A 26,835-nucleotide genomic window follows, 5' to 3' on the forward strand; every position below is an offset into this window, starting at 1 on the left:
GACTTAACGACGGGGCGTAAATCACGTCAAGGTTGCTCGAATTTTAACAATCACGCCGAAGTTGCGCGAGAAAGAATCCGTCCCCTTCGTCGGAAATCGGCCATTGCTGCATCCCAACGAGAGACCAGCCAGGATTATTACTTGAATAACTCTCAATAATGAATTGATTTTCTTCATTTAATACCGAACACGTTGCATAGACCAACTGTCCTCCGACGGTCACAAGCGGCGCGGCATCCGCTAAAATCTGCGCCTGAATTTCTGTCAGCTCCGTCAGCCTGTCCGGCGTCAGCGCCCATTTTGCCTCGGGGGTGCGCCGCCACGTGCCGCTGCCAGAACAGGGCGCATCGCAGAGAACCAGATCGAACCGCCCCTCAGGGCGATCAACGCACCGCACCTTGACGCCAGCACGTGCCGCCCGCGCGGGCAGGTCGCGCATCCGCGAAGGTGCAGCGTCATGGGCGAAAAATGCAGCCTCGATGCGCGCCGCAAGAGCCAGAACCTTGCCTCCACCTCCGGCACAATAATCCAGAACACGCGCCCCTTCCGGCACCTCGACCGCGTCCATCGCCGCTTGACTGCTACCATCCTGAAGCTCGATCCAGCCCTCGGAATAGCATTGTGATCCTGCTATTTTTCGCTCACCTTCAATAACTTGCAGGGCATTCTGCGCAATTCCCACGGGCCGCGCGACAATGCCCTCATCCAGCAGTCTCGCAATGATCTCATCCCGCGCGGCACGGCGCAAGTTCACGCGAAGCATGATCGGTGCGCGCGTACGAAGCGCGCGCGCTGCGGCCTCCGCGTCCGCCCCAAGCGACGCCTGAAACCGCTCCCAGAGCCACTCTGGCAGATCCCGCATCGCCGCGGCATCCCGTTCACCCAAGACACGCTCCGCCTCTGTCAAAGGCTCCGGCGCATGCCCATCTCCGGTAAACAAGTCATCAGGATCAATCCCTTGATCCCGTAGCGCCCCCAGCATCAAGGCGCGCCCCGTCTCACCGCCACCGCGCGCGGCGCAGGACTGCCAGCAACGCAGCACGGAAAACACATGATCGCGCAGCGCCGCCCGATCCTTGGACCCGGCATAGCGCGCGCCCCGCGCCCAGTTTGTCAGCGCCTTTTCCGCAGGCTCGCCAGCGCGCACGCGGTCCAGCACCTCGATCGCGGCAGAAACCCGCGCGCCGGGCGTCACCACATCACCTCAAGAACGCCGCGCAACACGATGATAACCCTATCCAATCCTGTAATTCGGACTCTCACGGGTGATCTGCACATCATGCACATGGCTTTCCTTGAGTCCCGCGCCAGTAATCCGCACGAATTGGCAATTGTGCCGCATCTCTTCGACCGTGGCACAGCCGGTATAGCCCATCGCGGCCCGCAGACCGCCCACAAGCTGGTGGATCACGCTGCCCGCAGCCCCTTTGTAGGGCACCTGCCCCTCAACGCCCTCGGGCACCAGCTTGTCGCTCGCCGCATCTTTCTGGAAATACCGATCCGCCGAGCCGCGCGCCATGGCGCCAAGGCTCCCCATGCCGCGATAGGCCTTGAAGGTCCGCCCCTGGTAGAGGATCACCTCACCGGGGCTTTCATCCGTGCCCGCCAGCATGGATCCGACCATCGCACAAGAGGCACCCGCCGCAATCGCCTTGGCAAAATCGCCCGAGAACTTGATCCCCCCATCGGCGATGACCGGCACATCGCCCGCCGCGCGCGCACTGTCCATCACCGCCGTCAGTTGCGGCACGCCAACGCCCGCCACCATCCGCGTGGTGCAGATGCTGCCCGGCCCGATCCCGACCTTGACCGCATCGGCCCCGGCCCCAATGAGGGCGCGCGTGGCCTCGGCAGTGGCGACATTGCCTGCCACCACCTGCACGGCATTGGACAGCGCCTTGATCCGCTCCACGGCGCGGGCCACGCCCTCGGAATGGCCATGCGCGGTGTCGATCACCACCATGTCCACGCCCGCATCAATCAGCGCCTGCGACCGCTCGAACCCGGCATCGCCCACGGTCGACGCCGCCGCCACCCGCAGCCTACCCAGATCATCCTTGCAGGCCGTCGGATTGAGAACCGCTTGTTCGGTATCGCGCAGCGTCAAGAGGCCGGTCAGCTTGCCTGCCTTGTCCGTCACGAGCAATTTCTCGATCCGCCGCGCCTTCATCAGGCTCTTGGCTTCATCCCGATCCGCAGGCTCTTGCAGGATCGCCAGATCGTTGCTTGTCATCATCACCCGCACCGGCGTGCGGTCATCCTCGGCAAAGCGCATGTCGCGATTGGTCACGATCCCCACCACGCGGCCGGTCTCATCCACCACCGGAAAGCCGGTGACATTATAGCGCTCTTGCAAGGCCTTGGCATCCGCCAGCGTCTGATCGGGTGTGAGCGTGATGGGATTATAGACGATCCCGCTCTCGAACCGTTTGACGCGGCGCACCTCGCGGGCCTGTTCCTCGATGGTCAGGTTGCGGTGGATCACCCCCATGCCACCCGACTGCGCCATGGAAATGGCCATGCGCCCCTCGGTCACCGTGTCCATGGCAGAGCTCAGCAGCGGGATGTTCAGCAGGATAGATTGGGTCACCCGCGTGCGTGTATCCGCCGTGTTCGGCAAGACATTGGACGCCGCCGGTACCAGCAGAACATCATCAAAGGTGAGGGCCTCGCGAATCTCCATTTCACATCTCCATGGACAGCTCGTTTGGCGCTTCCCTATTGCATGGATACCCCCGAGGTAAAAGGGCGATTCGACCTTTTATTCCACAGGGTCGCGGCGGTGTCCCGGTTCAGGCACCGGGTCATGTCCACATTGCCCCCAGGGATTGCAGCGCAGGATGCGCCATGCCGCCAGCACCCCCCCGCGCAACGCGCCGTGCTTTTCCAGCGCCTCCAGCGCATAGTGACTGCATGTCGGATGATAGCGGCAATGCCAGCCCACCCAGGGACTCAGGAGCAGACGATAGGCGCGAATGGGCAAGGCCAGCACATGCGCCAGCGGGCTCATCCCTGCCCCGCCAGCTTGCGCAGCGCATAACAAAGATCACGTTTCAACGCCTCAAAGGGGCGCGCGGCCGTCTCGTCTGCGCGTCCGATCAGCACATAATCCCAACCAGACTTGCCTTCTGCGGCCAGCAGCTCCCGTGCCACGGCCCGGAGCCGCCGTTTGGCCCGGTTGCGCGCCACCGCATTGCCCACTTTCTTGGAACAAGTGAACCCCACCCGGATCGCCCCATCGCCATCCCGTCGGTCGCGCCCCTGCACCATCATCGACCCGGTGCCTTGACGCTGCGCCCGCGCCGCTGCCAGAAAATCCGACCGTTTGCGCAACACGCTCATCTTGGACGAGGCCTTGACCCCCGGACATGACGAAACCGCCGGTGGCATCCTCCCTGCATCGCTGCGCGGGGCCTCCGGCGGTGTCATTTTCGTCACCTTGCCTCAGCGCTTACGCGCAGAGAGACTTGCGGCCACGTGCGCGACGCGCATTCAGGATCTTGCGACCGGCCTTGGTGGCCATGCGCGCACGAAACCCGTGGCGATGCTTGCGAACGAGGTTCGAGGGTTGAAAGGTGCGTTTCATCGCTCCGTCTCCGACTTAATTGGCCGCGCATATCAGGAATCGCGCCGCATTTATGTGTATCCGAAGCCCGGTCTATAGAGGCCCCTATTTCACAAGTCAAACCCCAGCCCCGGCTTTTGCAACAAAAACCTGCACGCCTGCGCAGTCAATGTTACAAGTCGCTTGTATCACGCCAGTCATGCGACGCAAACCATCACCCTTGATCACCCCCGCGTGAGGCCACTGGCGCATGCACCTCGGACAGGGCACCTAGAACACAACCGTCCTGAAACAGAGCGAGACCATGGATCAGAGCAGCCCTGAGACAAAATCGACCAAACCTTCCTCCTGGACGCGCCACGTGCCTTTGGCGATCATTCTGATCGTGGCGGTGGTGGGGTTTGTCACCTTGCGCGATTACCTCACCTTTGACACGCTGCGCGACAATCGCGAAGCGCTGATTGCCTATCGGGATGCCAACATTGCGCTGATGGCACTGGCCTTCATCGCGATCTATTTCGTCATCGTGGCCTTTTCCCTGCCCGGTGCGGCGGTGGCCTCGGTCACGGGCGGCTTTCTCTTTGGCCTCGTGCTGGGCACCGGCTTTAATGTCATCGCCGCCTCGCTGGGTGCCTGCGCCATCTTTCTCGCGGCGCGCGCCGGGCTGGGCAAGACCCTTGCTGCTAAAATCGAAACCTCCGACGGCACGCTCAAGCGCCTCAAGGAGGGGTTGCACAACAACGAAATCAGCGTCCTCTTTCTCATGCGCCTGGTGCCTGCGGTGCCGTTCTTCGTCGCCAATCTGCTGCCCGCGCTGGTTGGCGTCAAATTCGTCAACTTTGCCTTCACCACCGTGCTGGGCATCATTCCCGGCGCCATCGTCTTTACCTGGATCGGTGTGGGCTTGGGCGAAGTGTTCGACCGGGGCGGAACCCCCGATCTTTCCCTCTTGTGGGAACCCCAGATCATCGGACCTATTCTTGGTCTATGCGCCCTTGCGGCGCTTCCCATGATCATCAAGGCCATTCGCGGCAAGAAGGAACTTTGAACATGACACGATTGAAAACCGATCTGCTGGTCATTGGGGCTGGCTCGGGCGGATTATCCGTCGCAGCGGGGGCCGTGCGGATGGGCGCCAGCGTCATTATGCTCGAAGGCCACAAGATGGGCGGCGACTGCCTCAACTTCGGCTGCGTGCCGTCCAAGGCGCTGATTGCCAGCGGCAAGGCGGCCTATGCCCAATCCCATGCCGTGCAATACGGCGTCGCGGATCAAACACCGCAAGCGGATTACGCCGCAGCCAAGGATCACGTGGCCGATGTGATCGCCCAGATTGAACCGGTCGATAGCCAAGACCGCTTCGAAGGCTTGGGCGTGCGCGTCATCCGTGACTATGGCGAATTCATCTCCCCGACAGAGGTCAAGGCCGGCGAGCACATCATTACCGCCCGCCGCGTCGTCATCGCCACCGGCTCGTCCCCCCTTGTCCCCCCTATTCCGGGGCTCGACTCCGTGCCCTTTGAGACAAACGAAACGCTCTTTGATCTCCGAGAAAAGCCGGGGCATCTGCTGATCGTCGGCGGCGGTCCGATCGGAATGGAAATGGCACAGGCCCATCGGCGCTTGGGGTGCGCCGTGACGGTGATCGAAGGTGCCAAGGTTCTTGGAAATGACGATCCCGAAATGGCCGCTGTGGTGATCGACCAATTCCGGGCCGAAGGCATCGACATTGCCGAAGACGCCCTCGCTGCCGAAATTCGCGGCACTGCCGGGGCCATCGAGATCGAGACCAAGGACGGGCGCATTTTCAAAGGCACCCACCTGCTCATGGCGGTGGGCCGCAAGGCCAATACCCAACGCCTCAATCTTGAGGTTGCGGGAATCGAGACCACCAAACGCGGCATCAAGGTGGACGCCTCTCTGCGCACCACAAACAAACGCGTCTATGCCATAGGCGACGTCGCGGGCGGTCTGCAATTCACCCATGTGGCAGGGTATCACGCGGGTCTCATCATCCGTCAGGCGCTCTTGGGCCTGCCCGCCAAACAACGCACCGATCATATCCCTTGGGCCAGCTATACCGATCCTGAACTGGCGCAGGTCGGTCAGACCGAGGCGCAGGCGCGCAAGGAACACGGCGGCAACCTTGAGGTCGTGCGCTTTCATTACTCCCATAACGACCGCGCCATCGCAGAACGCAAGACCGCCGGTCTGATCAAGGTCATGGTCGTGCGCGGGCGTCCCGTCGGCGTATCCATCGCAGGTGCGCAGGCGGGCGAGTTGATCAACCTCTGGGCGCTGGTGCTCGCGAACAAGCTCAAGATGAAACATGTGGCCAATATGGTCGCCCCCTACCCCACGATAGGCGAAATCAACAAACGCGCCGCCGGGGCCTATTTTTCACCACGTCTGTTTGACAGCACAGGCGTGAAACGTATCGTCGGCTTCGTGCAACGCTGGCTGCCCTGATCGCAGCCACCCTCGGGAGGGGACATTTTGCTCAACTCACTTTCAGGACGCTTTCTGATCCTGACGGCCATCTTTGTGATGCTGGCCGAGGTGCTGATCTTTGTGCCCTCCATCGCACGCTTTCGCGAAGATTATCTGATGACCCGACTGGAGCGGGCGCAGATCGCCTCGCTCGTCCTGCTCGCCTCCGAAGAGGTGACACCCGACTTGCAAGAAGAACTCCTGCGCAACGCCGAGGTGTTCAACGTTGTTCTGCGTCGCGATGATGCCCGGCAACTCATGCTCTCGTCACCCGTCCCGCAACCCATCACAAAAACGTTCGATCTGCGGGATGCTCCCGCTTTTACCCTGATCCGTGACGCCATGTTGCGCCTCGCCACCCCCGACTCTCAAGTGATCCGCATCATCGGTGAACCCGTTCGGATGGGCGGGCTGCTGATCGAAATCACCCTCGAGACCACCGGCCTGCGCGCCGCGATGATCGACTATGGGTTGCGTATCCTCTGGCTTTCGCTGGTCATTTCCATCTTTACCGCCGTTCTGCTCTTTCTGGCGGTGCGCGTCACGCTGGTCAAACCGATCAAACGCGTGGTCAGCACCATGCAGGCCTATGCCGCCTCCCCCGAAGATGCCCGGCTGGTGATCCGCCCCAGGTCGAGCGTCAAAGAACTGCGCGAGGCTGAGGAAACGCTGCAATCGCTGCAGACCCAGCTCACCAGCGCGCTCAAACAAAAAGAGCACCTCGCCCAGCTTGGCGGTGCCATGGCCAAGGTCAATCACGACCTGCGCAATATCCTCACCTCCGCCCAGCTTTTTACCGATCGGATCGAGACCAGCGAAGATCCGACCGTCAAGCGCCTCGCCCCCAAACTGTTGAACTCCCTGACCCGCGCCGTGCATCTCTGCGAGGCGACCCTCGCTTATGGCAAGGCCGAAGAGCCCGGGCCGACCTTGGCCCGCCTGCATCTGGCGGATGTCGTGGCCGATGTGATCGACAGCGAACGCTTGGCCGCAGGCGAGGCCAATGTCAGCTTTGCCGAAGACGTTCCCAACACCTTGATCTTGCTGGCCGATGCCGAACAACTCTACCGGATCATCGGCAATCTGGTGCGCAATGCCCGTCAGGCCATCGTGAACAGCGGTCGCCCCGGCGAAATCAGCGTCATGGCCGATGAGGATGCAGGCGAATGGTATATCCGTGTCGCCGATACCGGTCCCGGCCTGCCCGCCCGCGCACGCGAACATCTGTTCAAGCCGTTTCAGGGCGGCACCACCAAGGGCGGCAGCGGCCTTGGTCTGACCATCGCCGCAGAGCTGGTGCGCGGTCACGGTGGCACCCTCACGCTCGAACGCAGCGACGAGACCGGCACTGCCTTTTGCATCACCTTTCCCAAGGGAAATTTCGACCTCTCCGCCTGATTTCTGCCAAAACGCCCTTGCAATGCTCTGCGCCAGAGTCTAATTGCTGCCTCCACGGACCGATAGCTCAGCTGGATAGAGTACTTGACTACGAATCAAGGGGTCGGGGGTTCGAATCCTCCTCGGTCCGCCACTTACCCCCTTGATCCTGCTAGCATTCCCTAAAATCTCTGATCCGCGCTTATAGCGCCCCGCAGGGCTTATCTGCTCGTGCGCACCCGCATCATGCCCCCGGCATCGACCACCTGTTTCGGGCCGGCCTCAGCGCGCAAAACACGCCGTCGGCCCCTGCCCCGGTACGCCTCACCATCCACCGCATCAAAACGAAACAATCCCGGCACTACACCGGGATTGTCCACGAATTCGTAACAATAGAGCCGCCGTTCAGCGCACCAGCAACTGTGCCTCATGCCGCTTGAGCGAGCGCCGCGCGGCCTGATAGGCGTCAATCCCCTCAATCGCACGAAGCTCTGGGAAGAGATCAAAGATCTCGTTCCGCTGCGCAGCCCCCATCCCGTCCAACACTTGCTCACCGGGCTGGAAACTCTCGGTCCAGGTGCCGTTGGACAGAACCACCTCATGCTGATCGCACATGAAGTGGATATAGGTGGCCGCCCGCGTCTCGACCTGTTCGACCCCCTCAATTCCCATCAGATGCTTGGCCGCCGCCAATACCTCACGCTCTTCGAAATAGAGCGCGGCCCGATCCGAATTGAGCAGAATCCGGTGCTGCGGGCTGAGCAGCATATCCCGCTCGGGCAGACCATGCCCAAGAGAGCCAGCACGGATCAGGATCGGGCGCAGATGCGGCGAGCGCATCAATTCATCCCCACTGAGAACACGCTGACCAATCCAACGGATCTCCTGCAAGCCGTTGTCGCGGGTGATCACCTTGTCGCCGACCTTCAGCTCTTCCACCAGCTTTTCGCCACGCGGCGTGGCAATCGCCGTGCCCGGGGTAAAGCAAGGAATGAGGTTCTCGATCTCGGTGAATTGCAGCGACCCAGTGACCGCGCCGTCCGTGCCAAGGAAATTGACAGTCCCCGAGGTCGAATCACCATCCGCATCAACAGTTTGCCCAACAATGTCGAACCGCCCAAGACCGCGCAGGTCGAGCGTGTCGAAATCGTCATTGACCCCGTCATCCGTGCTGTCGCCAGTGCCGCCGTCAATCACATCGCCCGCACCAGCCGCGAGGAATACATCGCGATCATCACCACCGCTCAGACTATCGGCACCATCGCCACCGCTCAGCGTGTCGTTGCCGGTGCCTCCCGTGACCGTGTCGTCGCCCTGGCCCCCGGTCAGGACATCCGCCCCAGCCCCGCCATCAATCAAGTCATTGTCGATGCCGCCGTCGATCACATCATCTCCGGCGCCACCAAAAATCGTGTCGTCATCATCCTGACCAAAGATCGTGTCATTGCCATCGCCGCCATCAATCAGATCCCGACCATTGTCAGGCTCGGGGTCCGTCGCGTCGGGAATGTTGAACTCGTCCGGAAAGCTTGGATCAAGCCCGCCATAGATCACATCATCACCGGCGCCGCCATTGATCGTATCCGATCCCTCGCCCCCGATGAGGGTGTCATTGCCCTCGTCACCATCAATCAGGTCGGCATCAATACCACCGTCGATGACATCCGCACCTGTGCCGCCCGTGATCGTATCGGCATCGTCGCCGGTCAGGATCACGTCATCGCCATCGCCACCCGATACGAAATCCCGGTCGTTCTCGGGATCAGGATCAGCGGGAACGATCGTGCCAAAGCCCAGATCGGGGAGAGGACCTGTCGATACCGGAGACCCGGAGTCGATCGTGTCATTTCCCGCGCCACCAAGGATGCTGTCCGCCCCATCGCCACCAATCAGAGAATCGTCTCCGATCTCACCGAGGAGCGTATCATCGCCGTCGCCCCCGATCAGCGTGTCATCGCCCGGAAGCCCGGTGTCGATCACGCTGCCCGGCAGACCGAAATACACATCCGTCACGTTAATGCCGTCCGAGGTTCCGGCCTCATCGGAATACCGAATGACAAGCTGTGACACGGGACCCGCGATTTCAACCAACAAACCATGCGTCGGATTATCGTCTGAACCGGACCCGGCACCAAGCGCCTCTTCCGGGCTCAGGACGGTCACAGCTGATCCGGCCGTGAATGTCACCGGGATGAGATTGTCATCGGCATCGAGGGCAAAGATCTGGACATGCTCAGTGCCATCCAGATCGTTGATCTTGAACGACACATTCTCCACCTCTGACGAGAACTGAAGTTTGAGATCGGTTTTTCCCGCCGCAGTGAGGTCCGCCGAGAGCGAACTGTTGGCATCCGCTGGTGCGCCACCCGTCACGACGCCCGAAACGTCCTGCGTGTTCGCCCCAAAGGTCGTATCATTTGTCACCGAGGTCTTGAGCACCGAGAATGTGACATCGACAGAGCCGGTATTCTGCGTGAACCCCGTGATCGGATCGCCCGCATCAATCGGGTCTGCATCGTTGGGATCGGGGGCCTCGCTCCACTGAAACACCTCCCGCCCGCCCGCTGCCGGATCGGGCGTGTCGCCAACGAGCAGATCATTTCCCGCGCCGCCCTCGACAGAATCGCTGCCAGACCCGGCAAAAACCGTGTCGTCCCCGGCACCTGCGAGAATCGTATCATCCCCACCCAGCCCGTCGACCACATCATCGTTGGAACCATCCGGTGCATCGTTCGCGTCAATACGATCCCCCTCGGGATCAGCTGTATAAGCAATATCAATGCGGTTTTCGGTGTTATCACCGTCAATTCTGTTAATTGCCATGTTCCATCTCCCGTGCTTCAAAAGCACATGCTTGCGACCCTGTTCAAAAACGCCTGCGCCATTCCTGACGATGCAAGACAGGAGCGGCCGGCACAGAACCAAAGGGGAAGCAATACCAACATGGCACTACACTTAGGGGCAAGACACCCAAAACTTCCAAATATCACGTTCAGGCAGACCCGTAGTAAGCGCAAGCGCATTACGGATAAACGCGATGGTTTTGTGCGGCCGCCCCCGCGACCTACAGACATAACCCCCCAGTTGGGCTGACTAGACATTATCCTTTCGAATAGGCTGGCCCAAGGGAAATCTGGCGCAAAAGTGCCAAAATTGCGTCACGCTGGTTAACGCCAGCCTTGTTTTTGCCGCACAATGCTCACCTCATGGTAATGCACTGTTTCCCAAACCGATTGGGCTGATCTCTAAAAATATGAGAAAACTGGAACAACCTCCGTCGCCCCTGCCACACACCACACGCATAGCGTGTAATTGTTTCAAATTCTGCGACAAGCGAGGCCCCCTTTCGACCCCCCTCCGCACCTGTGGCAAAATCATGGCACCGCGACGAAAGCCGCAACAATAGGGCTATGAACTGACGTCTGTTGCGACTCTGGAAACTCAACGCTCCAAAGATATCGCCGAATCTCTTAATCACTGTGGATATGTCCAACAGGTAAAGCACCGCGTCCTCGGTGCTCACACTCTAGAATGTTAGGAATGGTGCCCCCACACGGACTCGAACCGCGGACCTACTGATTACAAATCAGTTGCTCTACCAGCTGAGCTATAGGGGCTTGCGCGCCTGATTAGACAAGCTGTCTCGGCACTGCAAGCGAAATTCTCACTCAATTGCCCCGCTTTACGGGGTTATGACCTGAACGCCCTGTATGCGCTGGACTGTGAACATGTCCTCGTCATAGAGCTCGGTCAACGTGCCCACCACAGCATCGGTCCAGCCGGGCACGTCTAGCTCTTCCTCGATGGCGGCCTCATCGGCAAACTTATCCAGAAACGCAGCAACGACCCGGCGTTTCTGCACTTCGGTCATGCCCTGATGGGCCGCCACATAGCCGCGAAACCGCTCGAGCCCTGCCGGCGTCATAATTTCTTCCAGCAGGCTGAACTCGCCTTCAAATTGCACCGTGGGGTCAATTCCAGCCAATTCACGCACGACCTGGCTCCAGATCAGCGGCGTATCCTCATTGCACCAGACGGTGACGGGAATATCCGGATGATGGGTGCGAATCCGGGTGACAAGCTCCGACCACCTCAGCTGCGCCACCTCATAGCCACGCAACAAGGCCTCGATCGTATCGAATTCGGTCTGCCTGAGCAGCGGTGGCAAGAAGGTCGCCGGATTGACCACTCCAAGAAACAACTCGATCTGATCGTCGGGAAAGAGTTGCCGAAAGAGATTGAGCCGATGCTCGGCCGCACCGTAAAAAGTCCCGCCGCCTACCGCCATCTTGGGTGTGCCGAAGAATCCCGGATTGGACAGAACAAGGCGATCCACCGCCCCCTCATTGCTGATGGCATCAACCAGAATGTCGCGTGCATCCGGTGCCAGCCCGGAGTCCTGCGCCCGGTGCAGAATATCCCGCACCAAACGGCGATAGCGTTGCGGATCAGGCACATTGGTGCCGTGCTCAGCCAGCATCTCTCGATTGGCGGACAGGCAATTGATCAACCTGTCGTCATCGGTGTGATGGGCTCCTGCGTGAATGACGACCTGCATCCGTTTTCCGGTTTTTTGCTTCATAGGCCCCTACTATACGGTCTTTGCGCCCGAGTGAAACAGCAATTGCCATGCCATCTGGACAACTGAACTGATCGGTTTATTATTATTCCAAAGGCTGCAAAAAGGGCTGCGCGTGCAACTCACCGTCAACGGCACCAACCATTCTCTGGATGATCTCGAACCCGACATGCCGCTCCTCTGGGCGCTGCGCGATGTTCTGGGGATCACCGGGCCGAAATATGGCTGCGGTATCGGCCAATGTGGCGCCTGCACTGTGCATATCGACGGGGTGGCCACTCGCTCTTGTCAGGTGGCGGTGGGCGATGTCTGGGGGCCTGTGACCACGATCGAAGGGCTGGGCACGCCCGATGCGCCGCATCCAGTTCAGGCCGCATGGATCGCGCATCAGGTCGCGCAATGTGGCTATTGCCAGTCCGGCCAGATCATGCAGGCCGCAAGCCTCCTCAGTGAGACCCCCGATCCCACCGACACCGAGATTGACGACGCCCTGTCCGGCAATCTCTGCCGCTGTGGCAGCTATCCCCGCATCCGCGAGGCGGTCAAAACCGCGGCGCGCAGCCTCAAGGGGGCGTGACCCATGGGCCGCGCCAAAACCATCGCTCGCCGCACATTCCTCATCGGCTCCGCCGCCATCGCGGGCGGTGTGGCCTTTGGTGTCTGGCGGTACAAGACGCCCTACGCCAACCCGCTGCTCACCGACCTGCCCGAGGGGGCAGCGGCGCTGACCCCCTATGTGCGCATCACGGCTGACGCGATCACCCTCATCACCCCCCGCGCCGACAAAGGCCAAGGGGCCGTATCCCTTCAGGCAGCCCTCATTGCCGAGGAACTCGATGTGGATCTTGACCAGATCAAAACCGATCCCGGCCCCCCCAGCCCCGCCTATTACAACACCGCCCTGTCGGGCGATGCCGTGCCGTTCCGCGCCACAGATGACAGTTGGCTTGCCGAAACCGTGCGCAGCCTTGCCGATGCGCCAATGAAATTTCTCGGCATGCAGATCACCGGCGGCTCTACCACCGTCCCCGATGGCTTTGACAAACTCCGCCATGCCGGGGCCGTCGCGCGCGAAACGCTCAAGGCCACCGCCGCCCGGTTGCATAACATCTCTGTCACAGACCTGCGCACCGAACGCGGCGCGGTGATCCTGCCCGACGGCACCAGCCTCAGCTATCAGAGCCTCGCCGCCGAGGCCGCGAAAACCGAGCCTGTCACCGATGTAACCCTGCGCGCCCCCTCCGATTGGCGACTCATCGGCCAACCGATGCAGCGCATCGACATCGTCGCCAAATCCACCGGCACGCAAACCTATGGCATCGACATGACGCTCCCCGACATGGCCCATGCCGCGCTCCGCCTCAACCCGGCGATGGGCGGCACGCGCCTCAGCCATGATCCCGCCCCCGCCCTCACCATGCGCGGCGTGATCAAGGTGGTGGCCTTGCCCGAGGGCGTCGCCGTCATCGCCGACACCACATGGCGCGCGATGCAGGCGGTCGCCGCGATCCCGGTCGAATGGGGCCCCGCCCCCATCCCACCCGAGATGGACGCCCATTGGCAAACCCTCGCAGACAGCTTCACCCCCGACCGGCAAGACAGCCAGTTCCGCGACACGGGCGATATCGAAACCGCCTTCTCGGAGGGAACCGATCTGACCGTCGAATACCGCGCGCCCTACCTCGCCCACGCGCCGCTCGAACCGCTCAACGCCACCGTTCTCTACACGCCCGAGCGGGTCGATATCTGGACCGGCACCCAAGTGCCGCGCTTTGTACAAAATAACGTGGCAAAGCTTACAAACCTTACACCTGATGCGATCCACATCCACGCCCTGATGATCGGCGGCAGCTTTGGCCACCGGCTCGAGGATGAGGTGACGCGCCACGCCACCCGCATCGCGATGGAATTGCCCGGCAGGCCGGTGAAACTGACCTATTCCCGTGAAGAGGACATGTCCCACGACTTTCCCCGCCAGATCGCCATGGCGCGCGGGCGGGGCCGGGTCGCAAACGGGCAGGTCACGGCCTATGATCTGGGCATCGCCATGCCCTCGATCCTCGCCTCACAGATGGGCCGCCAAGGCATCCCCACCCCCGGTCCAGACCTGCAAATCGTGGCCGGTGCATGGGATCAACCCTTTGATATTCCTCACTACCGCGTCACCGGCTACCGCGCGCCCGAATTGGCACCGATCTCGTCCTGGCGCTCGGTGGGGGCATCCTCCAACGGGTTTTTCCACGACTGTTTGCTTGACGAACTGATCCACGCCGCCGGGGCCGATCCGCTGACCGAGCGCCTGCGCCTTTGCACTCACGCCCCCTCGCGGCAGGTGCTGGAGGCGGTCGGCGAGATGTCGAACTGGGGCAGCGCCCTTGCCCCCGGTCAGGGTCGCGGCATCGCGTTCTGCCTCTCCTTCGGCGTTCCCTGCGCGCAAGTGGTCGAGGTCACGAACACCGAAAACGGCCTCCGCATTGACCGCGTCTTCGTCGCCGCCGACGTGGGCCGCATCCTTGATCCGATCAACTTTGAAGGGCTGGTCAAGGGCGGCGTGCTCTTTGGTCTGGGACATGCGATGCACGCCCAGATCACCTATGCGGGCGGCGCGGCGGAACAGGGCAATTTCGATACATTTCAATCACTTCGCCTCTATCAATGCCCGGAAATCACCGTCCGCGGTCTGGAAAACGGCACCAAGATCAAGGGCATCGGCGAGCCGCCCGTGCCCCCCGCCGCCCCGGCGCTGGCCAATGCGATCTTCGCAGCCACAGGTCAACGTCTGCGCGAAATGCCCTTTGACAAATTCGTCACATTCCTCTGATCCCCCCCTTGCCCCCGCCCGCGCCCGATGCTTGAACTGGCGCCATGCCGATCCACGCGACCACCCTTCTCCTGCTCATACTCTCTGCTCTCTCGGGCTTTGCAGGCCAGGCCATCGGCCTGCCCCTGCCCTTCCTCCTGGGTCCGCTGACGATCTCGGCGCTCATCGCCACCGTCCTGCCGGAACGCTTGCCCACAGGCTACCGCTTTCCCCAGAAACTGCGCCTCATGTTCATCGCCATCATTGGCCTCATGATCGGTGCCCAAGTCACCCCCGCCCTCTTCACCGAGGCGCATCACTACGCGCTAACCTTTGGCGCAGTCACGCTTTTTGTCGGTCTGGCGCATGCTATGGGCTATACGATCTTTCGCCATCTTGGTGGCTATGATCCCACCACCGCCTTTTACGCAAGCACCCCCGGCGGGCTCTATGAGAGCATCGAACTGGGCGAGGCGGCAGGCGCCGACGTAACCCGCCTGATGATGCAGCAATTCCTGCGCATCATCGTGGTGGTGACGGCCCTGCCCCTTGGCCTCTCGCTCTGGCTGGGGGCCCCGGTGGGCAGTTCTGCCGGCATGACCATGGCCCGCCCCGATGTGCCCTGGTCAGACCTGCCGCTGATCGTGCTGGCGGGGCTTGGGGGCTTGGGTCTCGGTCATCTGCTGCGCCTGCCTGCAGGGCAAATGACCGGGCCGATGGCCCTTGCGGCGGCCCTGTCGCTCAGCGGCTGGCTCAGCTTTGACATCCCGCAATGGCTTGTGAACATGGCACAAATCGTGCTTGGCACTGCACTTGGCATGCGCTTTACCGGGCTTAGCCGCAGCCTCTTGCTGCGCGGTGCTGCGCTCGCCTTGGCGGCGGTGGGCGCGATGCTGACCCTCGGCGTCGGGCTGGCCCTCGCCCTGCATGAGATGACGGGCGAGGCGGTGGATGTGCTCCTCATCACCCTCGCCCCCGGCGGCGTTACCGAAATGGCGCTGGTGGCGCTCAGCCTTCAGGCGAATCCCGCCTTTGTGACGATCCACCACATCTACCGCATCGTGCTCACCGTGCTGACGCTCGGGGTGATCACCCGCTTACGACAGCGCCAAGAGTGAACGGAGCCGAGTATTTGGACCAAGAAAAAGCCCAAGACAGTCTTTGACAGCAGGGATCACACCCAGTATTTGAACACATGTTCATTTAAATCAAGCGAGGGCAAAATGCGCATTGACGAAACAGCCGCGATCATCACCGGCGGTGCTTCTGGTCTGGGCGAGGCGACAGCCCGCCATTTCCGCGCCATGGGTGCCGCGGTGACGCTGCTTGACCGCGATGCGGAGCGAGGAGAGGCCATCGCCGCGGAAATCGGTGCGCAGTTCGTAACGACCGATGTCACCGATGAGGCCTCAGTGTCAGCCGCCATCGCAACAGCCAAATCCGCCATGGGCCGGATCACAGCGGCGATCAATTGCGCAGGCATCGCCACCGGTGCCAAGGTGCTGGGCCGCGACGGCCCGCACCCGCTCGACCTCTTTCGGCGCACGCTCGACATCAACCTTGTGGGGTCTTTCAACGTGGCGCGCCTGGCAGCGGCGGAAATGGCGCAGAACGTCCCCGATACAGATGGCGCACGCGGCGTGATCATCAACACCGCCTCCATCGCCGCCTTTGACGGGCAAAAGGGTCAGGCCGCCTATGCCGCCTCCAAGGGGGGGATCGTCGGTCTCTCGCTGCCCATGGCCCGGGATCTGGCGCGCGACGGTATCCGCGTCATGGCCATTGCCCCCGGCACCTTTGCCACGCCGATGCTGCGCGGCCTGCCGCAAGAGGTTCAGGACAGTCTCGCCGCAGAAGTGACATTCCCCAAACGTCTGGGCGATCCGGTGGAATATGCCCAGCTCGCGACCTTCATCATCGAATGCGGCTATCTCAATGGCGAAGTGATCCGCCTTGATGGGGCGCTGCGGATGCAGTGAGGCGCAGCTATGCGCCCTCAGTCTCGATCCGGACCTCACGGCCACAATGCTTGCAGTGGATCGCATCCGGGTCATGCCGCAACAGGCCACAGCCTTCGCATTTGTAGCGCACTTTGGAGGGCATGAAGATGGCCCGCGCAAGTCCGAGGAACAGACCAACCCCCACCACCATGATCCCAACCGCCAAGAGCCGCCCGGTGCCCGTGGTCATGATGATATCGCCAAATCCCGTCGTGGTCAGCGTCGTCACCGTGAAGTAGAGCGCGTCGACATAGGTCTCGAGCCCCGGCTCCTTACCCCCGCGAAAAAGAAAGACCAACGCCGTCATGGTAAAAATGAACACCAAAAGGTTCACAGCCGCGACAATCGCATCTTCATGCAGGCGGAATACCCGCACATCGCGGCGCAGATCACGCAGCAGATGGTAAGAATGCACGAGTCGTAGCGCGCGCAAAAGCCGCAGCGCGGCCCAGCCCTGCCCCAGAAACGGCGCCACAATGAGCGACGCCAGAACAACGATATCAACGAGCACATAGATCTGGCGCAGATGGCGCAAGCGATTCTCGGCAATCCACAGCCGACAGACAAAATCGCCAAGGATGATGAGCGCAATGACGACATCCGCGACGATCAGCGCCGGATTGAGCGTCAAGGTGGCCGTCGCCAGAAAGAACAGAATACTCAACGCGTCAAAGGCCAGAAGCGCATAGCGAAATCGGGTCGCGCGCGTGCTGCGCCCTTCATAAAGTCGCTTGATACGATCCTTGATTTTGTCGTCCGTGCCGGTCATGAAACGCACCTTAGCGGCGACAGGTGTCGGACTACAGCAGAAATCAGCCCTCGGCCCGCTCTGCCAATGCCAACCACTCCTCCTCGGCATCAGCCAAGGCCGCTTGCCGCGCCGTCAAGGCCTCCGTGGCCTTTTTGAACTTGATCGGTTCGCGCTTAAAAAGCGCCGGATCGGCCAAAAGACCTTCGAGCTTGCCAATCTCGGCACCAAGCCGTGAAATCATCGCCGGCAGTTCCTCGAACCGGTGTTTTTCAGTAAAACTGAGGCGCGTAGCGGCGGGTTTTTTCTGCTTCAACTCCGGCTTTTTACTATCTGTTTTTTCGGCTTTTTTCGCCGAATCCTCTGTGACATCCGCCAAGCGCTGCGCCCGGTAATCCGACCAGCCCCCGGCATAGGTGGTGGCATGACCATCCCCCTCCATGGCGATTGTCTTGGTCGCCACCCGGTCCAGAAAATCGCGATCATGGCTGACCAGCAGAACCGTGCCGTCGTAATCGTCAAGCAGCTCCTGCAAGAGATCGAGCGTCTCGATATCCAGATCATTGGTCGGTTCGTCCAAGACCAGCAGGTTACTTTCGCGCGCCATCAATTTGGCCAGTAAAAGCCGGGCCTTCTCTCCCCCCGACAAAGACTTGACCGGGGCGCGCACCTGCCGCTCGTCAAACAGGAAATCCTTGAGATAACCCACCACATGCCGGGGTTGACCGCGTACCAGCACCTGATCCGCCTGCCCCGATACCCGCATATCGGCATCGCCCGTCAGGCTTTCCCAGAGACTCATTTCCGGGTCTAATTGTGCCCGCGCCTGATCGAACACCGCAGGCATCAGATTGGTGCCTTGGCTGACGGTTCCGGCATCAGGTTCAATTTCTTTGAGCAGCATTTTGAGCAGCGTCGTCTTGCCCACGCCATTGGGGCCAACAAAGGCCACCCGATCACCGCGCAGGATTTTGATGCTGAACTTGTCCAAGATGAGCTTGTCGCCATAAGCCTTTGAAATATCAAGAGCCTCGATGACTTTCCGTCCCGAGGACGGCCCCGCTTCAAGCGCCATTGCTGCCGTGCCCTGACGCCTGATCTGACTGCTGCGCTCCGCACGCAATTCGGCAAGGGCACGCACCCGCCCCTGATTGCGCTTGCGTCGCGCGCTGATCCCTTCAACGGCCCAACGCCCCTCAGACTTGATCTTGCGATCCAGCTTGTGCCGCTGCTGATCCTCATCTTCCCAGATCTTGTCACGCCAGACTTCAAAGTGCTCGAAACCCTTTTCCTGTCGTCGCGTCATTCCCCTGTCAATCCAGAGGGTTGCGCGCGTCAGTTCACGTAAAAAAGCGCGGTCGTGACTGATGAGGACAAAGCCTTTACGGGTCTCGCGCAACTCGGTTTCCAACCAGGCAATCGCCTCAATATCGAGATGGTTTGTCGGTTCGTCCAATAGCATCAGATCGGGGGCCTCAGCCATCAGCTTGGCCAGCGCCGCGCGCCGCCGTTCCCCGCCCGAAGCCGTGCTGACCGGGCGTGCCGGATCGAATTTCAGCCCCTCGCCCGCCATCTCAACCCTGTATGTCTCGGCCGGGTCCAATTCACTCGCGGCATAGTCCCCCAGCGTGGTGAACCCGACCATGTCAGGCTCCTGCTCCATATAGCCCACACTGATGCCCGGCGTGACAACCCGCACACCGCGATCCGGCTCGACCAGACCGGCCATCACCTTCATCAACGTGGATTTGCCCGATCCGTTGCGCCCCACAAGCGCCACCCGGTCGCCGGGTTGCACCACAAGCGAGAGATCGTGAAACACAGGCTCACCCCCGAAGGTGAGCGAAATGTCGGTGAGTTGTAAAAGAGGTGCGCGTGCCATGGGCGCGGGCTATCCTGCCGCCCCGGCAGCGTCAAGGGACCTCAGCCTGCCAGCGCTCGGAGCAGTCGTTTGCGCGTGGCCGGAATGGCGCCAATCTCGACGCCGGTGAACACATGCAGCGTGTTGAGGTGCCGGTCGATGACCGCATGGTCGCTCACCCACCCTCCCATCATCAAATAGGTGCGCAACAGAGGCGGCATATGCCGCATCGCCAATTTCACATCCGGTTTGTGCCGCCGCAGACGCTGCGCAAAGCGAAATACGCTCGGGGCCTTGACCTGCGGCCACCAGCGTCGCGGTGCCAGATGCCGCTCCCGCAGCATAGCAAAGGCATCGAGATAGGTGTCCGTTTCGGTTCCCTGAAACGACGAACAGCCAAACAGCATCTCAATGCCGTTGGCATCGACAAACCGCGTCATCGCCGCCCAGGCCACTCTCAGAATATCGGGATCGTTCAGGCCGGGCGCGATGCAGAACCGGCCCATCTCGGCCATCTTGCCCTCAAATCCGGCCAACGCGGACAATTCGTAGAACTGCGCAGAATAGCTCTGCGCGACCTCAGACCCGCCGGTCAGCATCAGCATCCGGAAGCAACAGACCAAAGCACCGCTCGCAGCGTCCTCGATCAGAACATGGGTGCAGATATCGTCAAACGCATCGCGATCCAGCCCCTCGGCTTCGCCCAGAAAGGCCCGCGCCCGCAACCGCTGTGCGGCGTGGCGATCCTCGGGCGTGGTGCCGATCCGTGCCTGATACCGCTGATTGCCAAGCCCTGCCATGCCGCGACCCCGTCTGCGCTGAGCGACCCTAGTCCCGGTCGCTTTAGCACGCAAGCTGTGACAGCGGCATGACCTCTTTTTACTCGAACGCAGAGGCGGGGTTGAGATTGCCGATATTGCTCAGGATCTGGCGCAGGAAGCCATTCTTGATCACAGACGAATCCGTCACACGCCGCGCCAGCGGCACCACTTGACCGGCCTCAAGCCCGAACTCTTCGATATTGGCGATCGTGTCATCGTCATTGAACGAAATTGCCAGAACCCGACGCTCCACGACCTTTGGGCGGAACATGCCATATTCACGCACCCGGCTGCGCACGTAATAATAATCACCATCCGCCAGCACGCCTGACAAAGATGGCGGCCCAACGACATCATCCACGGTGGCACGGGTATCCACCCCCACCACGAGGTTTTGCAGGTCTTCTTCGGGCGGCACATAGCCGTGATTGCGGTAGGTGGCTGAACAGCCGGTTGCGACAATAAGACAGCAAAGCGCCAAGGCGCTGACCACTCGGTTTCGGATCGCTGTCATCTCTGCCCTCTTGTCTTGGCCGCCTGTGGCTTTTATCCCGCTTACAGCAAGGTGATGCAATGTTTCAAGAATGGAAGCGAGGGGAAAGATGTCACAACACCCGCAAAAGACCCAGGTTATTCGCGTGGCTGACCTTTCGACCCGCCGGCCCGTGACGTTTGATCTGGTGCCTGACACGGCGCAGACAGAAGCCATCTCCGCGGAACTCGATCTGCTCGGTCTGCGCAAATTGCGCCTTCGCGGTACGCTGAGCGCCGAGGGGCGCAAGGATTGGTTGTTGCAGGCCGACCTGGGCGCAACCGTGATCCAGCCCTGCGTGGTCACGCTCGAGCCCGTGCAGACACGCATTGATGAGAAAGTCACCCGACGCTTTTCGCCAGAGGCCGATCTCGACCCGGTCGAACCCGGCGCAGAGATCGAGATGCCCGAGGATGACACGTTTGAGCCCCTGGGTGCCGAAATCGACCTCTCTCGCGTGATGATCGAGGCCTTGGCGCTGGCGCTGCCCGCCTATCCGCGCCGCGATGGTGCCGAACTCGGCAGCCTCGCAATCGCCGAGGAGGGTGTTGCCCCCCTGCAGGACGAAGAGACCAAGCCCTTTGCCGCCCTCGCCAGCTTGCGAGACAAGCTGCAAGAGGGCAATGACGACTGATCGCCTCGCGCTGACCCCAAGAATCGCTTGCCCCGGCATTAAATCTCTGTATTTTCCCGCTCTCACCGGAATTTGGGGTTGAACCGGCGGCTCGTAACATACTATGAGCCGCGAACACCCGTGAAACAGGGCCATATCGGCCCACAGGAATTGAGGTTGCGACATGGCCGTCCAACAGAACAAAGTATCGAAATCGCGCCGCAACAATCGCCGCGCCCATGACGCGCTGGTTGCAGGCAATCCGAACGAATGCACCAACTGCGGCGAACTGAAGCGCCCGCATCATGTGTGCTCCGCGTGCGGACACTATGCCGACCGCGAGGTCGTGGCGCTGGTGGAAGAGATCGACCTGGAAGACGACGCGGCCTGAAGCCGCGATAGGCGATTTGCTGCATGACCGCTCGCACGGACCAATCCAAGGCGGGTGCAGGACGCACCATCATCTCGATTGACGCCATGGGCGGGGATCAGGGGCCGGCGACCATTGTCGCCGGCATTGCCGATTCCGCGTCCAAGAACCCCAATATCGGGTTTATCGTACATGGCCCCCGCGAAGAGTTGGAGCGCCTGATCTCGAAACGTCGTGGCCTCTCCGAGCGATGCGAAATCCGGCACGCGCCCGAAGTTGTCAAGATGGAAGACAAGCCGTCGCATGTGGTGCGTCACGGGCGTGAGACCTCGATGTGGTCCGCGCTCGAATCGGTTCGCATGGGCGAGGCGACGGTCTGTGTCTCCTGCGGCAATACCGGCGCGCTGATGCTCATGTCGGTGCTGCGACTGCGCAAGCTGCCGGGCATCTTCCGCCCCGCCATAGCGGTCATGTGGCCCTCCAAGAATCCGCAAAAGCACAATATCATGCTGGACGGCGGCGCAGACATTCGCGCCGATGCCAAGGATCTGATGCAATATGCCCTTATGGGGGCTTCTTATGCGCGCAACGGCTTCGGCCTTGCGCGCCCCCGGATCGGCCTGCTCAATGTCGGCACCGAAGAGCACAAGGGCCGCGCCGAGCTGAAAGAGGCCTATGACCTCATCGCCGCCAACGCCCGGATTGCGGATTTCGATTTCGTCGGCTTTGTCGAAGGGCGCGACCTGCCCGGCACCAAATGTGATGTGATCGTCACCGACGGATTCACCGGCAACGTGGCCCTCAAAACCGGCGAAGGCATCGCCAAACTGATTTCCGACCTGCTGCGCGAGGCCTTTGCCTATTCGCTGCTGTCGCGCCTGGCCTCGGTGCTGGCCTATACCTCGCTCGCCCGCCTGAAAAAGCGGATTGACCCGCGCCGCGCCAATGGCGGCGTGTTCCTCGGGCTCAACGGCACCGTGGTCAAATCGCATGGCGCGGCCGATTCCATGGGCGTATCCTCCGCAATCAAACTGGCGTTCGAGTTGGCACAATCGGGCTTTTCCGACAAGCTGGCGGCGCGGGTTGCCTCTGCGGCCCTGCTGGATCAGGATGCCCCCTCAGATCTCCAAACAGAGCCCCAACCAGAGGCTGAAACTGAATGACACTGCGCTCCGTCGTCCAAGGTATCGGGCATTATCTACCAGACCGCATCGTTCCCAACTCGGAATTCGAAAAGACTCTGGAGACCTCGGACGAGTGGATTCGCACCCGCTCCGGCATCGAACGCCGTCATTTTGCCGCCGATGGCCAACCCACATCGGATCTCGCTGTGCGCGCCGCGCGCGCAGCCCTCACGAATGCGGGTCTTGTCGCCGATGACATTGATGGGATCGTTGTCGCGACATCGACACCAGACCTGACATTCCCCTCTGTGGCCACGATGGTGCAAAAAGAGCTTGGCATGACGCGTGGCTTCGGCTTTGACATTCAGGCCGTTTGCGCAGGCTTCATCTACGCGCTCACCACCGCCAACGCGCTCATCCTCTCCGGTCAGGCGCAGCGCGTGCTGGTGATCGGCGCAGAGACCTTCAGCCGCATCATGGATTGGACGGACCGCTCGACCTGCGTGCTTTTTGGCGATGGGGCGGGCGCATTGGTGCTGGCGGCAGAACAGGGCACCGGCACCTCCGCCGATCGCGGAATCCTGTCCTCCGACCTCAATTCCGACGGTCGCTATCGCGATATGCTCTATGTCGATGGCGGTGTTTCAACCACCGGCGAGGCGGGCAAACTGCGCATGCAGGGCAACCCCCTCTTCCGTCAGGCGGTCGAGAAGCTCGCGTCGACCGCCGAGGCCGCACTCGAGAAAATCGGGCTGACCGGTGCCGATGTCGATTGGATCGTCCCGCATCAGGCCAATATCCGCATCATTCAGGGCACGGCCAAGAAACTGGGCCTGCCGATGGACCGCGTCATCGTCACCGTGCAGGATCATGGCAACACCTCTGCCGCCTCGATCCCCTTGGCGCTCTCGGTCGGGGTGGCCTCCGGCAAGATCAAACAGGGCGATTTGCTGCTTGCCGAGGCTATTGGCGGGGGTCTGGCGTGGGGCGCCGTGGCCCTACGCTGGTGAATCTCACCAAAATGCGCGAAAAGGCGCAGGTTAACCGCTGCCTGTAAGTGGTTGAGATTGACTCGGAAATCTCTTCGCCGCAATGTAATGAAAAAAATCGCGGGGATGTGATGACCGACAAGACATTAACACGGATGGATTTGAGCGAGGCCGTTTTCCGCGAGGTTGGGCTGTCGCGCAATGACGCGGCGCAATTGGTCGAGAGCGTTCTGGACCATATGTCCGACGCCCTTGTGCGCGGAGAACAGGTCAAGATCTCATCTTTCGGCACCTTCTCGGTGCGCGACAAGACGGCCCGCGTCGGCCGCAATCCCAAAACTGGCGAAGAAGTGCCGATCAACCCACGCCGGGTGCTGACCTTTCGCCCCTCTCACCTGATGAAAGACCGCGTCGCCGACGGCACCAAGAGCTGAGGATATCGCCGCCCATGGGCAAAGCCGCCGACGCCTTTAGAACCATCAGCGAAGTCGCGGATTGGCTTGAGGTTCCGGCGCATGTGCTGCGGTTCTGGGAAAGCAAGTTCACCCAGATCAAGCCGGTCAAGCGCGCCGGTGGACGACGCTATTACCGCCCCGCAGACATGACGCTGATTGGTGGCATCAAAGCGCTCCTGCATGATCAGGGCATGACCATCAAGGGCGCGCAAAAATATCTCCGCGAGAACGGTATTCAACACGTATGCGGGATGTCGCCGCCCTTGGACGACGAGTCCACGGGCGAGATCAGCGGCATTGCACTCGATGTCGAAACAGCACCCGCGCGCCCCGCCGACGTGCTGACCTTCGCACATCCCGGGCAAGAGCCTGAACCGGACTCCGGGACTGCGGACGCAACTGATAATCTGGCGGACACGGCCAAAGACGAGAGCGATATCTCCCAGGCAGCAGACCACGCGCGGGCCGCACCGACCACGCACTCTGCCGCCCGTGACCCGGAGCCAGAGGCTGACACTGCTGAGGACGAACCCCTATCAGCACTCGAACCAGAACCCGCTGCCGAGCCGGATGACCTCCTACTCTCCACTCCCGTCCCGGTCCAGACGCCGGAGACCACAGACTATGTGGCGGCCGAGACCACCCCCCCGCCAGAGCCCTTCGCAGAGCCCGATCTCCCCGCAGATCCGAGCGACACCCTCGCCGCAGCCCCCGGTCTTCTGACCGCGCTCAGCACCCTGCCCCGGCCCGTGTCCCCGGAATTGGCCCGCCGCTTTGCCCCGCTCGTCGCAGCACTCCGGGCTCAGGCCGCCTCTCACGCCAAAGACCGGTAAATCCCTGCGCGATTTCGGGATTTCCCTCTTGCCCCTGCGGACAAAATCGCTATGAACAGCCCATCGTCGGGCTATAGCGCAGCCTGGTAGCGCGTCCGTCTGGGGGACGGAAGGTCGCAGGTTCAAGTCCTGCTAGCCCGACCAAATTTACCGACGATTCCGCCCGCCTCGGCCCCTCGGGCACCCTGACCAGAATGCGGGGCGCAAAAAGAGGGGGCAGAGATGACCGGGGTTCTTTCCAGCCAACAAATCCGCGCCATGATCGACACGGGCACCCTGTCCGGCACACCCGCGATCCAGCCCGAACAGATCCAGCCTGCCAGCCTTGACCTGCGTCTCGGTCAGATGGCCTACCGTGTGCGGGCATCGTTTCTCACCGGGACCGGGCGCACCGTCGCCGATAGGCTGGCCGAGTTTGAAATGCACCGCATCGACCTCGACGCCGGGGCGGTGCTGGAAAAAGGCTGCGTTTACGTGGTCCCTTTGATGGAATCGCTGGCCCTTCCCCTGGGCGTGCAGGCCGTTGCCAATGCCAAATCCTCGACCGGTCGGCTCGATCTCTTGACCCGCCTCATCACCGACAGCGGGGTCGAGTTTGACCGTGTGACCCCCGGCTATGCCGGTCCCCTCTATGCCGAGATTTGCCCGCGCTCCTTTTCCGTGCTGGTGCGCCCCGGCATGCGTCTCAACCAGATCCGCTTTCGCGCAGGTCAGGCCGTGCTCTCGGATGACGCCCTGCGCGCGCTCCACGCCCAAACGCCGCTGGTGGATGGTGCCGCCATGATCGACGAAGGGCTTGGCTTTTCCGTCGATCTGCGCCCTGCCACCGGCACGCTGGTCGGTTACCGCGCCAAGCCGCACACCGGCGTGATCGACCTTGACCGGATCGGCCATTACGATCCCGCCGCCTATTGGGAAGAGGTGCATTCCGACAACGGCCAGATCATCCTCGATCCCGGTGCCTTTTACATTTTGGTGAGCCGCGAGGCGGTGCATATCCCCCCCGAATGCGCCGCCGAAATGGCCCCCTATGTGGCCATGGTGGGCGAATTCCGGGTGCATTACGCAGGCTTCTTCGATCCCGGCTTTGGCCATGCTGCCGCAGGCGGCACCGGCTCTCGCGGCGTGCTCGAAGTGCGCTGCCACGAGGCACCTTTCGTGTTGGAACATGGCCAGATTGTCGGACGCTTGGTCTATGAACACATGGACCGCGTGCCCGATCAGCTCTACGGCGCGGGCATAGCGTCAAACTATCAGGGTCAGGGCCTGAAACTCTCCAAGCATTTCAAGGCTTAAAAGCGCCCCATCTTGCGGCCGATCTTCATCACCTGCCGCCCGCGCTGCACGGTCTTGCGTGCCGCCGCGTCATCGCCGCCGCTCATTCTCTTGCTCACCGCCGTCATGCCGCCGCGCATCACCCGTTGCAGGATCATGCGAACCACCATGTTGATCATCTGATTGGCGTTCATAGCACCGCTCCTCTTGCTGCCTCTTGCACCGACATAACCCTGAAACTTGCCAATTTCAGGGCGGACCGGGCGTGTTGTGCTTTTTCTTGGCCGAAATACTCCCGCCGGAGGCGTATCGTTATCGTGTCAGGCGTGTTCACTGTGTGTCACAGGAATTAATCTTCCTTAAATCACAATGCTTTAGTGTGTCAAGGCGTCCCGGGGCAGCT

Annotated in this window: 26 protein-coding genes and 3 tRNA genes; 16 read left to right on the plus strand and 13 right to left on the minus strand. The window is 61.5% G+C overall.

Going from position 1 to position 26,835, the window contains the following annotated elements; genetic code table 11:
* Window positions 1-43: 43 nt before the first annotated feature.
* The 5 genes from VR71_RS16075 to rpmH all read right to left on the minus strand — a co-directional run bounded on the left by VR71_RS16075 (window position 44) and on the right by rpmH (window position 3,586).
* Window positions 44-1,195, minus strand: coding sequence for an RsmB/NOP family class I SAM-dependent RNA methyltransferase (locus VR71_RS16075; protein ID WP_045685776.1), 1,152 nt, complete (start codon window positions 1,193-1,195; stop codon window positions 44-46).
* A gap of 39 nt (window positions 1,196-1,234) precedes the next feature.
* Window positions 1,235-2,683 carry an IMP dehydrogenase gene (guaB, locus tag VR71_RS16080; protein WP_045685746.1) on the minus strand — a complete coding sequence of 483 codons (1,449 nt, stop codon included), beginning with the start codon at window positions 2,681-2,683 and terminating at the stop codon, window positions 1,235-1,237.
* Between the two features lie 78 nt (window positions 2,684-2,761).
* Window positions 2,762-3,010, minus strand: a complete 249-nt coding sequence (yidD, locus tag VR71_RS16085; protein ID WP_045685747.1) for a membrane protein insertion efficiency factor YidD — start codon at window positions 3,008-3,010, stop codon at window positions 2,762-2,764.
* A complete protein-coding gene (gene rnpA / locus VR71_RS16090; protein ID WP_045685748.1) occupies window positions 3,007-3,429 on the minus strand; it encodes a ribonuclease P protein component in 423 nt (140 codons plus the stop codon). The genes yidD and rnpA overlap by 4 nt, the downstream gene beginning before the upstream one ends.
* 22 nt (window positions 3,430-3,451) lie before the next feature.
* The gene (gene rpmH, locus VR71_RS16095) at window positions 3,452-3,586 is read right to left on the minus strand and encodes a 50S ribosomal protein L34 (protein ID WP_008281032.1); all 135 of its coding nucleotides are present in this window, start codon (window positions 3,584-3,586) and stop codon (window positions 3,452-3,454) included.
* A gap of 283 nt (window positions 3,587-3,869) precedes the next feature.
* Here rpmH and VR71_RS16100 point away from each other — a divergent pair, with 283 nt between their 5' ends.
* From VR71_RS16100 to VR71_RS16115, 4 genes are all read left to right on the plus strand, one after another.
* Window positions 3,870-4,613, plus strand: a complete 744-nt coding sequence (locus VR71_RS16100; RefSeq protein WP_045685749.1) for a TVP38/TMEM64 family protein — start codon at window positions 3,870-3,872, stop codon at window positions 4,611-4,613.
* Window positions 4,614-4,615: 2 nt separating this feature from the next.
* Window positions 4,616-6,034 carry an FAD-dependent oxidoreductase gene (locus tag VR71_RS16105; RefSeq protein WP_045685750.1) on the plus strand — a complete coding sequence of 473 codons (1,419 nt, stop codon included), beginning with the start codon at window positions 4,616-4,618 and terminating at the stop codon, window positions 6,032-6,034.
* Between the two features lie 27 nt (window positions 6,035-6,061).
* A complete protein-coding gene (locus tag VR71_RS16110) occupies window positions 6,062-7,453 on the plus strand; it encodes a HAMP domain-containing sensor histidine kinase (RefSeq protein ID WP_009818996.1) in 1,392 nt (463 codons plus the stop codon).
* A 56-nt stretch (window positions 7,454-7,509) separates the two neighbouring features.
* Window positions 7,510-7,586 (plus strand) — tRNA-Arg (locus VR71_RS16115).
* A 251-nt stretch (window positions 7,587-7,837) separates the two neighbouring features.
* Here the strand turns inward: VR71_RS16115 and VR71_RS16120 are convergent.
* The 3 genes from VR71_RS16120 to VR71_RS16130 form a co-directional block, all read right to left on the minus strand.
* A complete protein-coding gene (locus tag VR71_RS16120; RefSeq protein ID WP_045685751.1) occupies window positions 7,838-10,255 on the minus strand; it encodes a Hint domain-containing protein in 2,418 nt (805 codons plus the stop codon).
* Window positions 10,256-10,973: 718 nt separating this feature from the next.
* Window positions 10,974-11,049, minus strand: a tRNA-Thr gene (locus tag VR71_RS16125).
* Window positions 11,050-11,114: 65 nt separating this feature from the next.
* On the minus strand, window positions 11,115-12,014 hold the full coding sequence (locus tag VR71_RS16130) for a hypothetical protein (protein ID WP_296430480.1): 900 nt from the start codon (window positions 12,012-12,014) through the stop codon (window positions 11,115-11,117).
* A 112-nt stretch (window positions 12,015-12,126) separates the two neighbouring features.
* Here VR71_RS16130 and VR71_RS16135 point away from each other — a divergent pair, with 112 nt between their 5' ends.
* The 4 genes from VR71_RS16135 to VR71_RS16150 all read left to right on the plus strand — a co-directional run bounded on the left by VR71_RS16135 (window position 12,127) and on the right by VR71_RS16150 (window position 16,790).
* Window positions 12,127-12,588: a (2Fe-2S)-binding protein gene (locus VR71_RS16135; RefSeq protein WP_045685752.1), complete on the plus strand. Its 462-nt coding sequence runs from the start codon at window positions 12,127-12,129 to the stop codon at window positions 12,586-12,588.
* A gap of 3 nt (window positions 12,589-12,591) precedes the next feature.
* Window positions 12,592-14,832 (plus strand): molybdopterin cofactor-binding domain-containing protein, encoded by a 2,241-nt coding sequence (locus VR71_RS16140; protein WP_045685753.1) that lies wholly within the window; start codon window positions 12,592-12,594, stop codon window positions 14,830-14,832.
* Between the two features lie 44 nt (window positions 14,833-14,876).
* Entirely contained in the window at window positions 14,877-15,929 is a 1,053-nt protein-coding gene (locus VR71_RS16145) for an AbrB family transcriptional regulator (RefSeq protein WP_045685754.1), read from the plus strand.
* A 105-nt stretch (window positions 15,930-16,034) separates the two neighbouring features.
* Window positions 16,035-16,790, plus strand: a complete 756-nt coding sequence (locus VR71_RS16150; protein WP_009819002.1) for a 3-hydroxyacyl-CoA dehydrogenase — start codon at window positions 16,035-16,037, stop codon at window positions 16,788-16,790.
* Window positions 16,791-16,797: 7 nt separating this feature from the next.
* Here the strand turns inward: VR71_RS16150 and VR71_RS16155 are convergent, their stop codons facing one another.
* The 4 genes from VR71_RS16155 to VR71_RS16170 all read right to left on the minus strand — a co-directional run bounded on the left by VR71_RS16155 (window position 16,798) and on the right by VR71_RS16170 (window position 20,755).
* The gene (locus tag VR71_RS16155) at window positions 16,798-17,580 is read right to left on the minus strand and encodes a potassium channel family protein (RefSeq protein ID WP_045685755.1); all 783 of its coding nucleotides are present in this window, start codon (window positions 17,578-17,580) and stop codon (window positions 16,798-16,800) included.
* A gap of 43 nt (window positions 17,581-17,623) precedes the next feature.
* A complete protein-coding gene (locus VR71_RS16160) occupies window positions 17,624-19,441 on the minus strand; it encodes an ABC-F family ATP-binding cassette domain-containing protein (RefSeq protein WP_045685756.1) in 1,818 nt (605 codons plus the stop codon).
* 41 nt (window positions 19,442-19,482) lie between these two features.
* Window positions 19,483-20,220 (minus strand): GNAT family N-acetyltransferase, encoded by a 738-nt coding sequence (locus VR71_RS16165; protein ID WP_009819005.1) that lies wholly within the window; start codon window positions 20,218-20,220, stop codon window positions 19,483-19,485.
* Window positions 20,221-20,299: 79 nt separating this feature from the next.
* A complete protein-coding gene (locus VR71_RS16170) occupies window positions 20,300-20,755 on the minus strand; it encodes an outer membrane protein assembly factor BamE (protein WP_009819006.1) in 456 nt (151 codons plus the stop codon).
* 88 nt (window positions 20,756-20,843) lie between these two features.
* Here VR71_RS16170 and VR71_RS16175 point away from each other — a divergent pair, with 88 nt between their 5' ends.
* The 8 genes from VR71_RS16175 to VR71_RS16210 all read left to right on the plus strand — a co-directional run bounded on the left by VR71_RS16175 (window position 20,844) and on the right by VR71_RS16210 (window position 26,453).
* Entirely contained in the window at window positions 20,844-21,407 is a 564-nt protein-coding gene (locus tag VR71_RS16175) for a DUF177 domain-containing protein (protein ID WP_045685757.1), read from the plus strand.
* 163 nt (window positions 21,408-21,570) lie between these two features.
* Entirely contained in the window at window positions 21,571-21,777 is a 207-nt protein-coding gene (rpmF, locus tag VR71_RS16180) for a 50S ribosomal protein L32 (RefSeq protein ID WP_008281050.1), read from the plus strand.
* Between the two features lie 23 nt (window positions 21,778-21,800).
* The gene (gene plsX, locus VR71_RS16185; RefSeq protein ID WP_045685758.1) at window positions 21,801-22,919 is read left to right on the plus strand and encodes a phosphate acyltransferase PlsX; all 1,119 of its coding nucleotides are present in this window, start codon (window positions 21,801-21,803) and stop codon (window positions 22,917-22,919) included.
* Entirely contained in the window at window positions 22,916-23,890 is a 975-nt protein-coding gene (locus VR71_RS16190) for a beta-ketoacyl-ACP synthase III (RefSeq protein WP_045685759.1), read from the plus strand. Before plsX ends, VR71_RS16190 begins: the two co-directional genes overlap by 4 nt.
* 68 nt (window positions 23,891-23,958) lie before the next feature.
* Window positions 23,959-24,303, plus strand: coding sequence for an integration host factor subunit alpha (gene ihfA, locus VR71_RS16195; protein WP_296430493.1), 345 nt, complete (start codon window positions 23,959-23,961; stop codon window positions 24,301-24,303).
* A gap of 14 nt (window positions 24,304-24,317) precedes the next feature.
* On the plus strand, window positions 24,318-25,157 hold the full coding sequence (locus tag VR71_RS16200; protein ID WP_045685760.1) for a MerR family transcriptional regulator: 840 nt from the start codon (window positions 24,318-24,320) through the stop codon (window positions 25,155-25,157).
* A 67-nt stretch (window positions 25,158-25,224) separates the two neighbouring features.
* Window positions 25,225-25,301: transfer RNA gene (locus VR71_RS16205), tRNA-Pro, on the plus strand.
* A 78-nt stretch (window positions 25,302-25,379) separates the two neighbouring features.
* Window positions 25,380-26,453 carry a 2'-deoxycytidine 5'-triphosphate deaminase gene (locus VR71_RS16210; RefSeq protein ID WP_045685761.1) on the plus strand — a complete coding sequence of 358 codons (1,074 nt, stop codon included), beginning with the start codon at window positions 25,380-25,382 and terminating at the stop codon, window positions 26,451-26,453.
* Here VR71_RS16210 and VR71_RS25155 read toward each other — a convergent pair.
* Window positions 26,450-26,626 carry a hypothetical protein gene (locus VR71_RS25155; protein ID WP_296430482.1) on the minus strand — a complete coding sequence of 59 codons (177 nt, stop codon included), beginning with the start codon at window positions 26,624-26,626 and terminating at the stop codon, window positions 26,450-26,452. The genes VR71_RS16210 and VR71_RS25155 overlap by 4 nt on opposite strands.
* Window positions 26,627-26,835 lie beyond the last annotated feature (209 nt).

The organism is Roseovarius sp. BRH_c41, assembly GCF_000961715.1.
Lineage (GTDB): Bacteria > Pseudomonadota > Alphaproteobacteria > Rhodobacterales > Rhodobacteraceae > Roseovarius.

Coding starts and splice junctions, on each gene's coding strand:
- guaB (WP_045685746.1), bottom strand. CDS start 2,683: ATGGAGATTCGCGAGGCCCTCACCTTTGATGATGTTCTGCTGGTACCG.
- yidD (WP_045685747.1), bottom strand. CDS start 3,010: ATGAGCCCGCTGGCGCATGTGCTGGCCTTGCCCATTCGCGCCTATCGT.
- rnpA (WP_045685748.1), bottom strand. CDS start 3,429: ATGACACCGCCGGAGGCCCCGCGCAGCGATGCAGGGAGGATGCCACCG.
- rpmH (WP_008281032.1), bottom strand. CDS start 3,586: ATGAAACGCACCTTTCAACCCTCGAACCTCGTTCGCAAGCATCGCCAC.
- VR71_RS16100 (WP_045685749.1), top strand. CDS start 3,870: ATGGATCAGAGCAGCCCTGAGACAAAATCGACCAAACCTTCCTCCTGG.
- VR71_RS16105 (WP_045685750.1), top strand. CDS start 4,616: ATGACACGATTGAAAACCGATCTGCTGGTCATTGGGGCTGGCTCGGGC.
- VR71_RS16120 (WP_045685751.1), bottom strand. CDS start 10,255: ATGGCAATTAACAGAATTGACGGTGATAACACCGAAAACCGCATTGAT.
- VR71_RS16130 (WP_296430480.1), bottom strand. CDS start 12,014: ATGAAGCAAAAAACCGGAAAACGGATGCAGGTCGTCATTCACGCAGGA.
- VR71_RS16140 (WP_045685753.1), top strand. CDS start 12,592: ATGGGCCGCGCCAAAACCATCGCTCGCCGCACATTCCTCATCGGCTCC.
- VR71_RS16145 (WP_045685754.1), top strand. CDS start 14,877: ATGCCGATCCACGCGACCACCCTTCTCCTGCTCATACTCTCTGCTCTC.
- VR71_RS16150 (WP_009819002.1), top strand. CDS start 16,035: ATGCGCATTGACGAAACAGCCGCGATCATCACCGGCGGTGCTTCTGGT.
- VR71_RS16155 (WP_045685755.1), bottom strand. CDS start 17,580: ATGACCGGCACGGACGACAAAATCAAGGATCGTATCAAGCGACTTTAT.
- VR71_RS16160 (WP_045685756.1), bottom strand. CDS start 19,441: ATGGCACGCGCACCTCTTTTACAACTCACCGACATTTCGCTCACCTTC.
- VR71_RS16165 (WP_009819005.1), bottom strand. CDS start 20,220: ATGGCAGGGCTTGGCAATCAGCGGTATCAGGCACGGATCGGCACCACG.
- VR71_RS16170 (WP_009819006.1), bottom strand. CDS start 20,755: ATGACAGCGATCCGAAACCGAGTGGTCAGCGCCTTGGCGCTTTGCTGT.
- VR71_RS16175 (WP_045685757.1), top strand. CDS start 20,844: ATGTCACAACACCCGCAAAAGACCCAGGTTATTCGCGTGGCTGACCTT.
- rpmF (WP_008281050.1), top strand. CDS start 21,571: ATGGCCGTCCAACAGAACAAAGTATCGAAATCGCGCCGCAACAATCGC.
- plsX (WP_045685758.1), top strand. CDS start 21,801: ATGACCGCTCGCACGGACCAATCCAAGGCGGGTGCAGGACGCACCATC.
- VR71_RS16190 (WP_045685759.1), top strand. CDS start 22,916: ATGACACTGCGCTCCGTCGTCCAAGGTATCGGGCATTATCTACCAGAC.
- VR71_RS16200 (WP_045685760.1), top strand. CDS start 24,318: ATGGGCAAAGCCGCCGACGCCTTTAGAACCATCAGCGAAGTCGCGGAT.
- VR71_RS16210 (WP_045685761.1), top strand. CDS start 25,380: ATGACCGGGGTTCTTTCCAGCCAACAAATCCGCGCCATGATCGACACG.
- VR71_RS25155 (WP_296430482.1), bottom strand. CDS start 26,626: ATGAACGCCAATCAGATGATCAACATGGTGGTTCGCATGATCCTGCAA.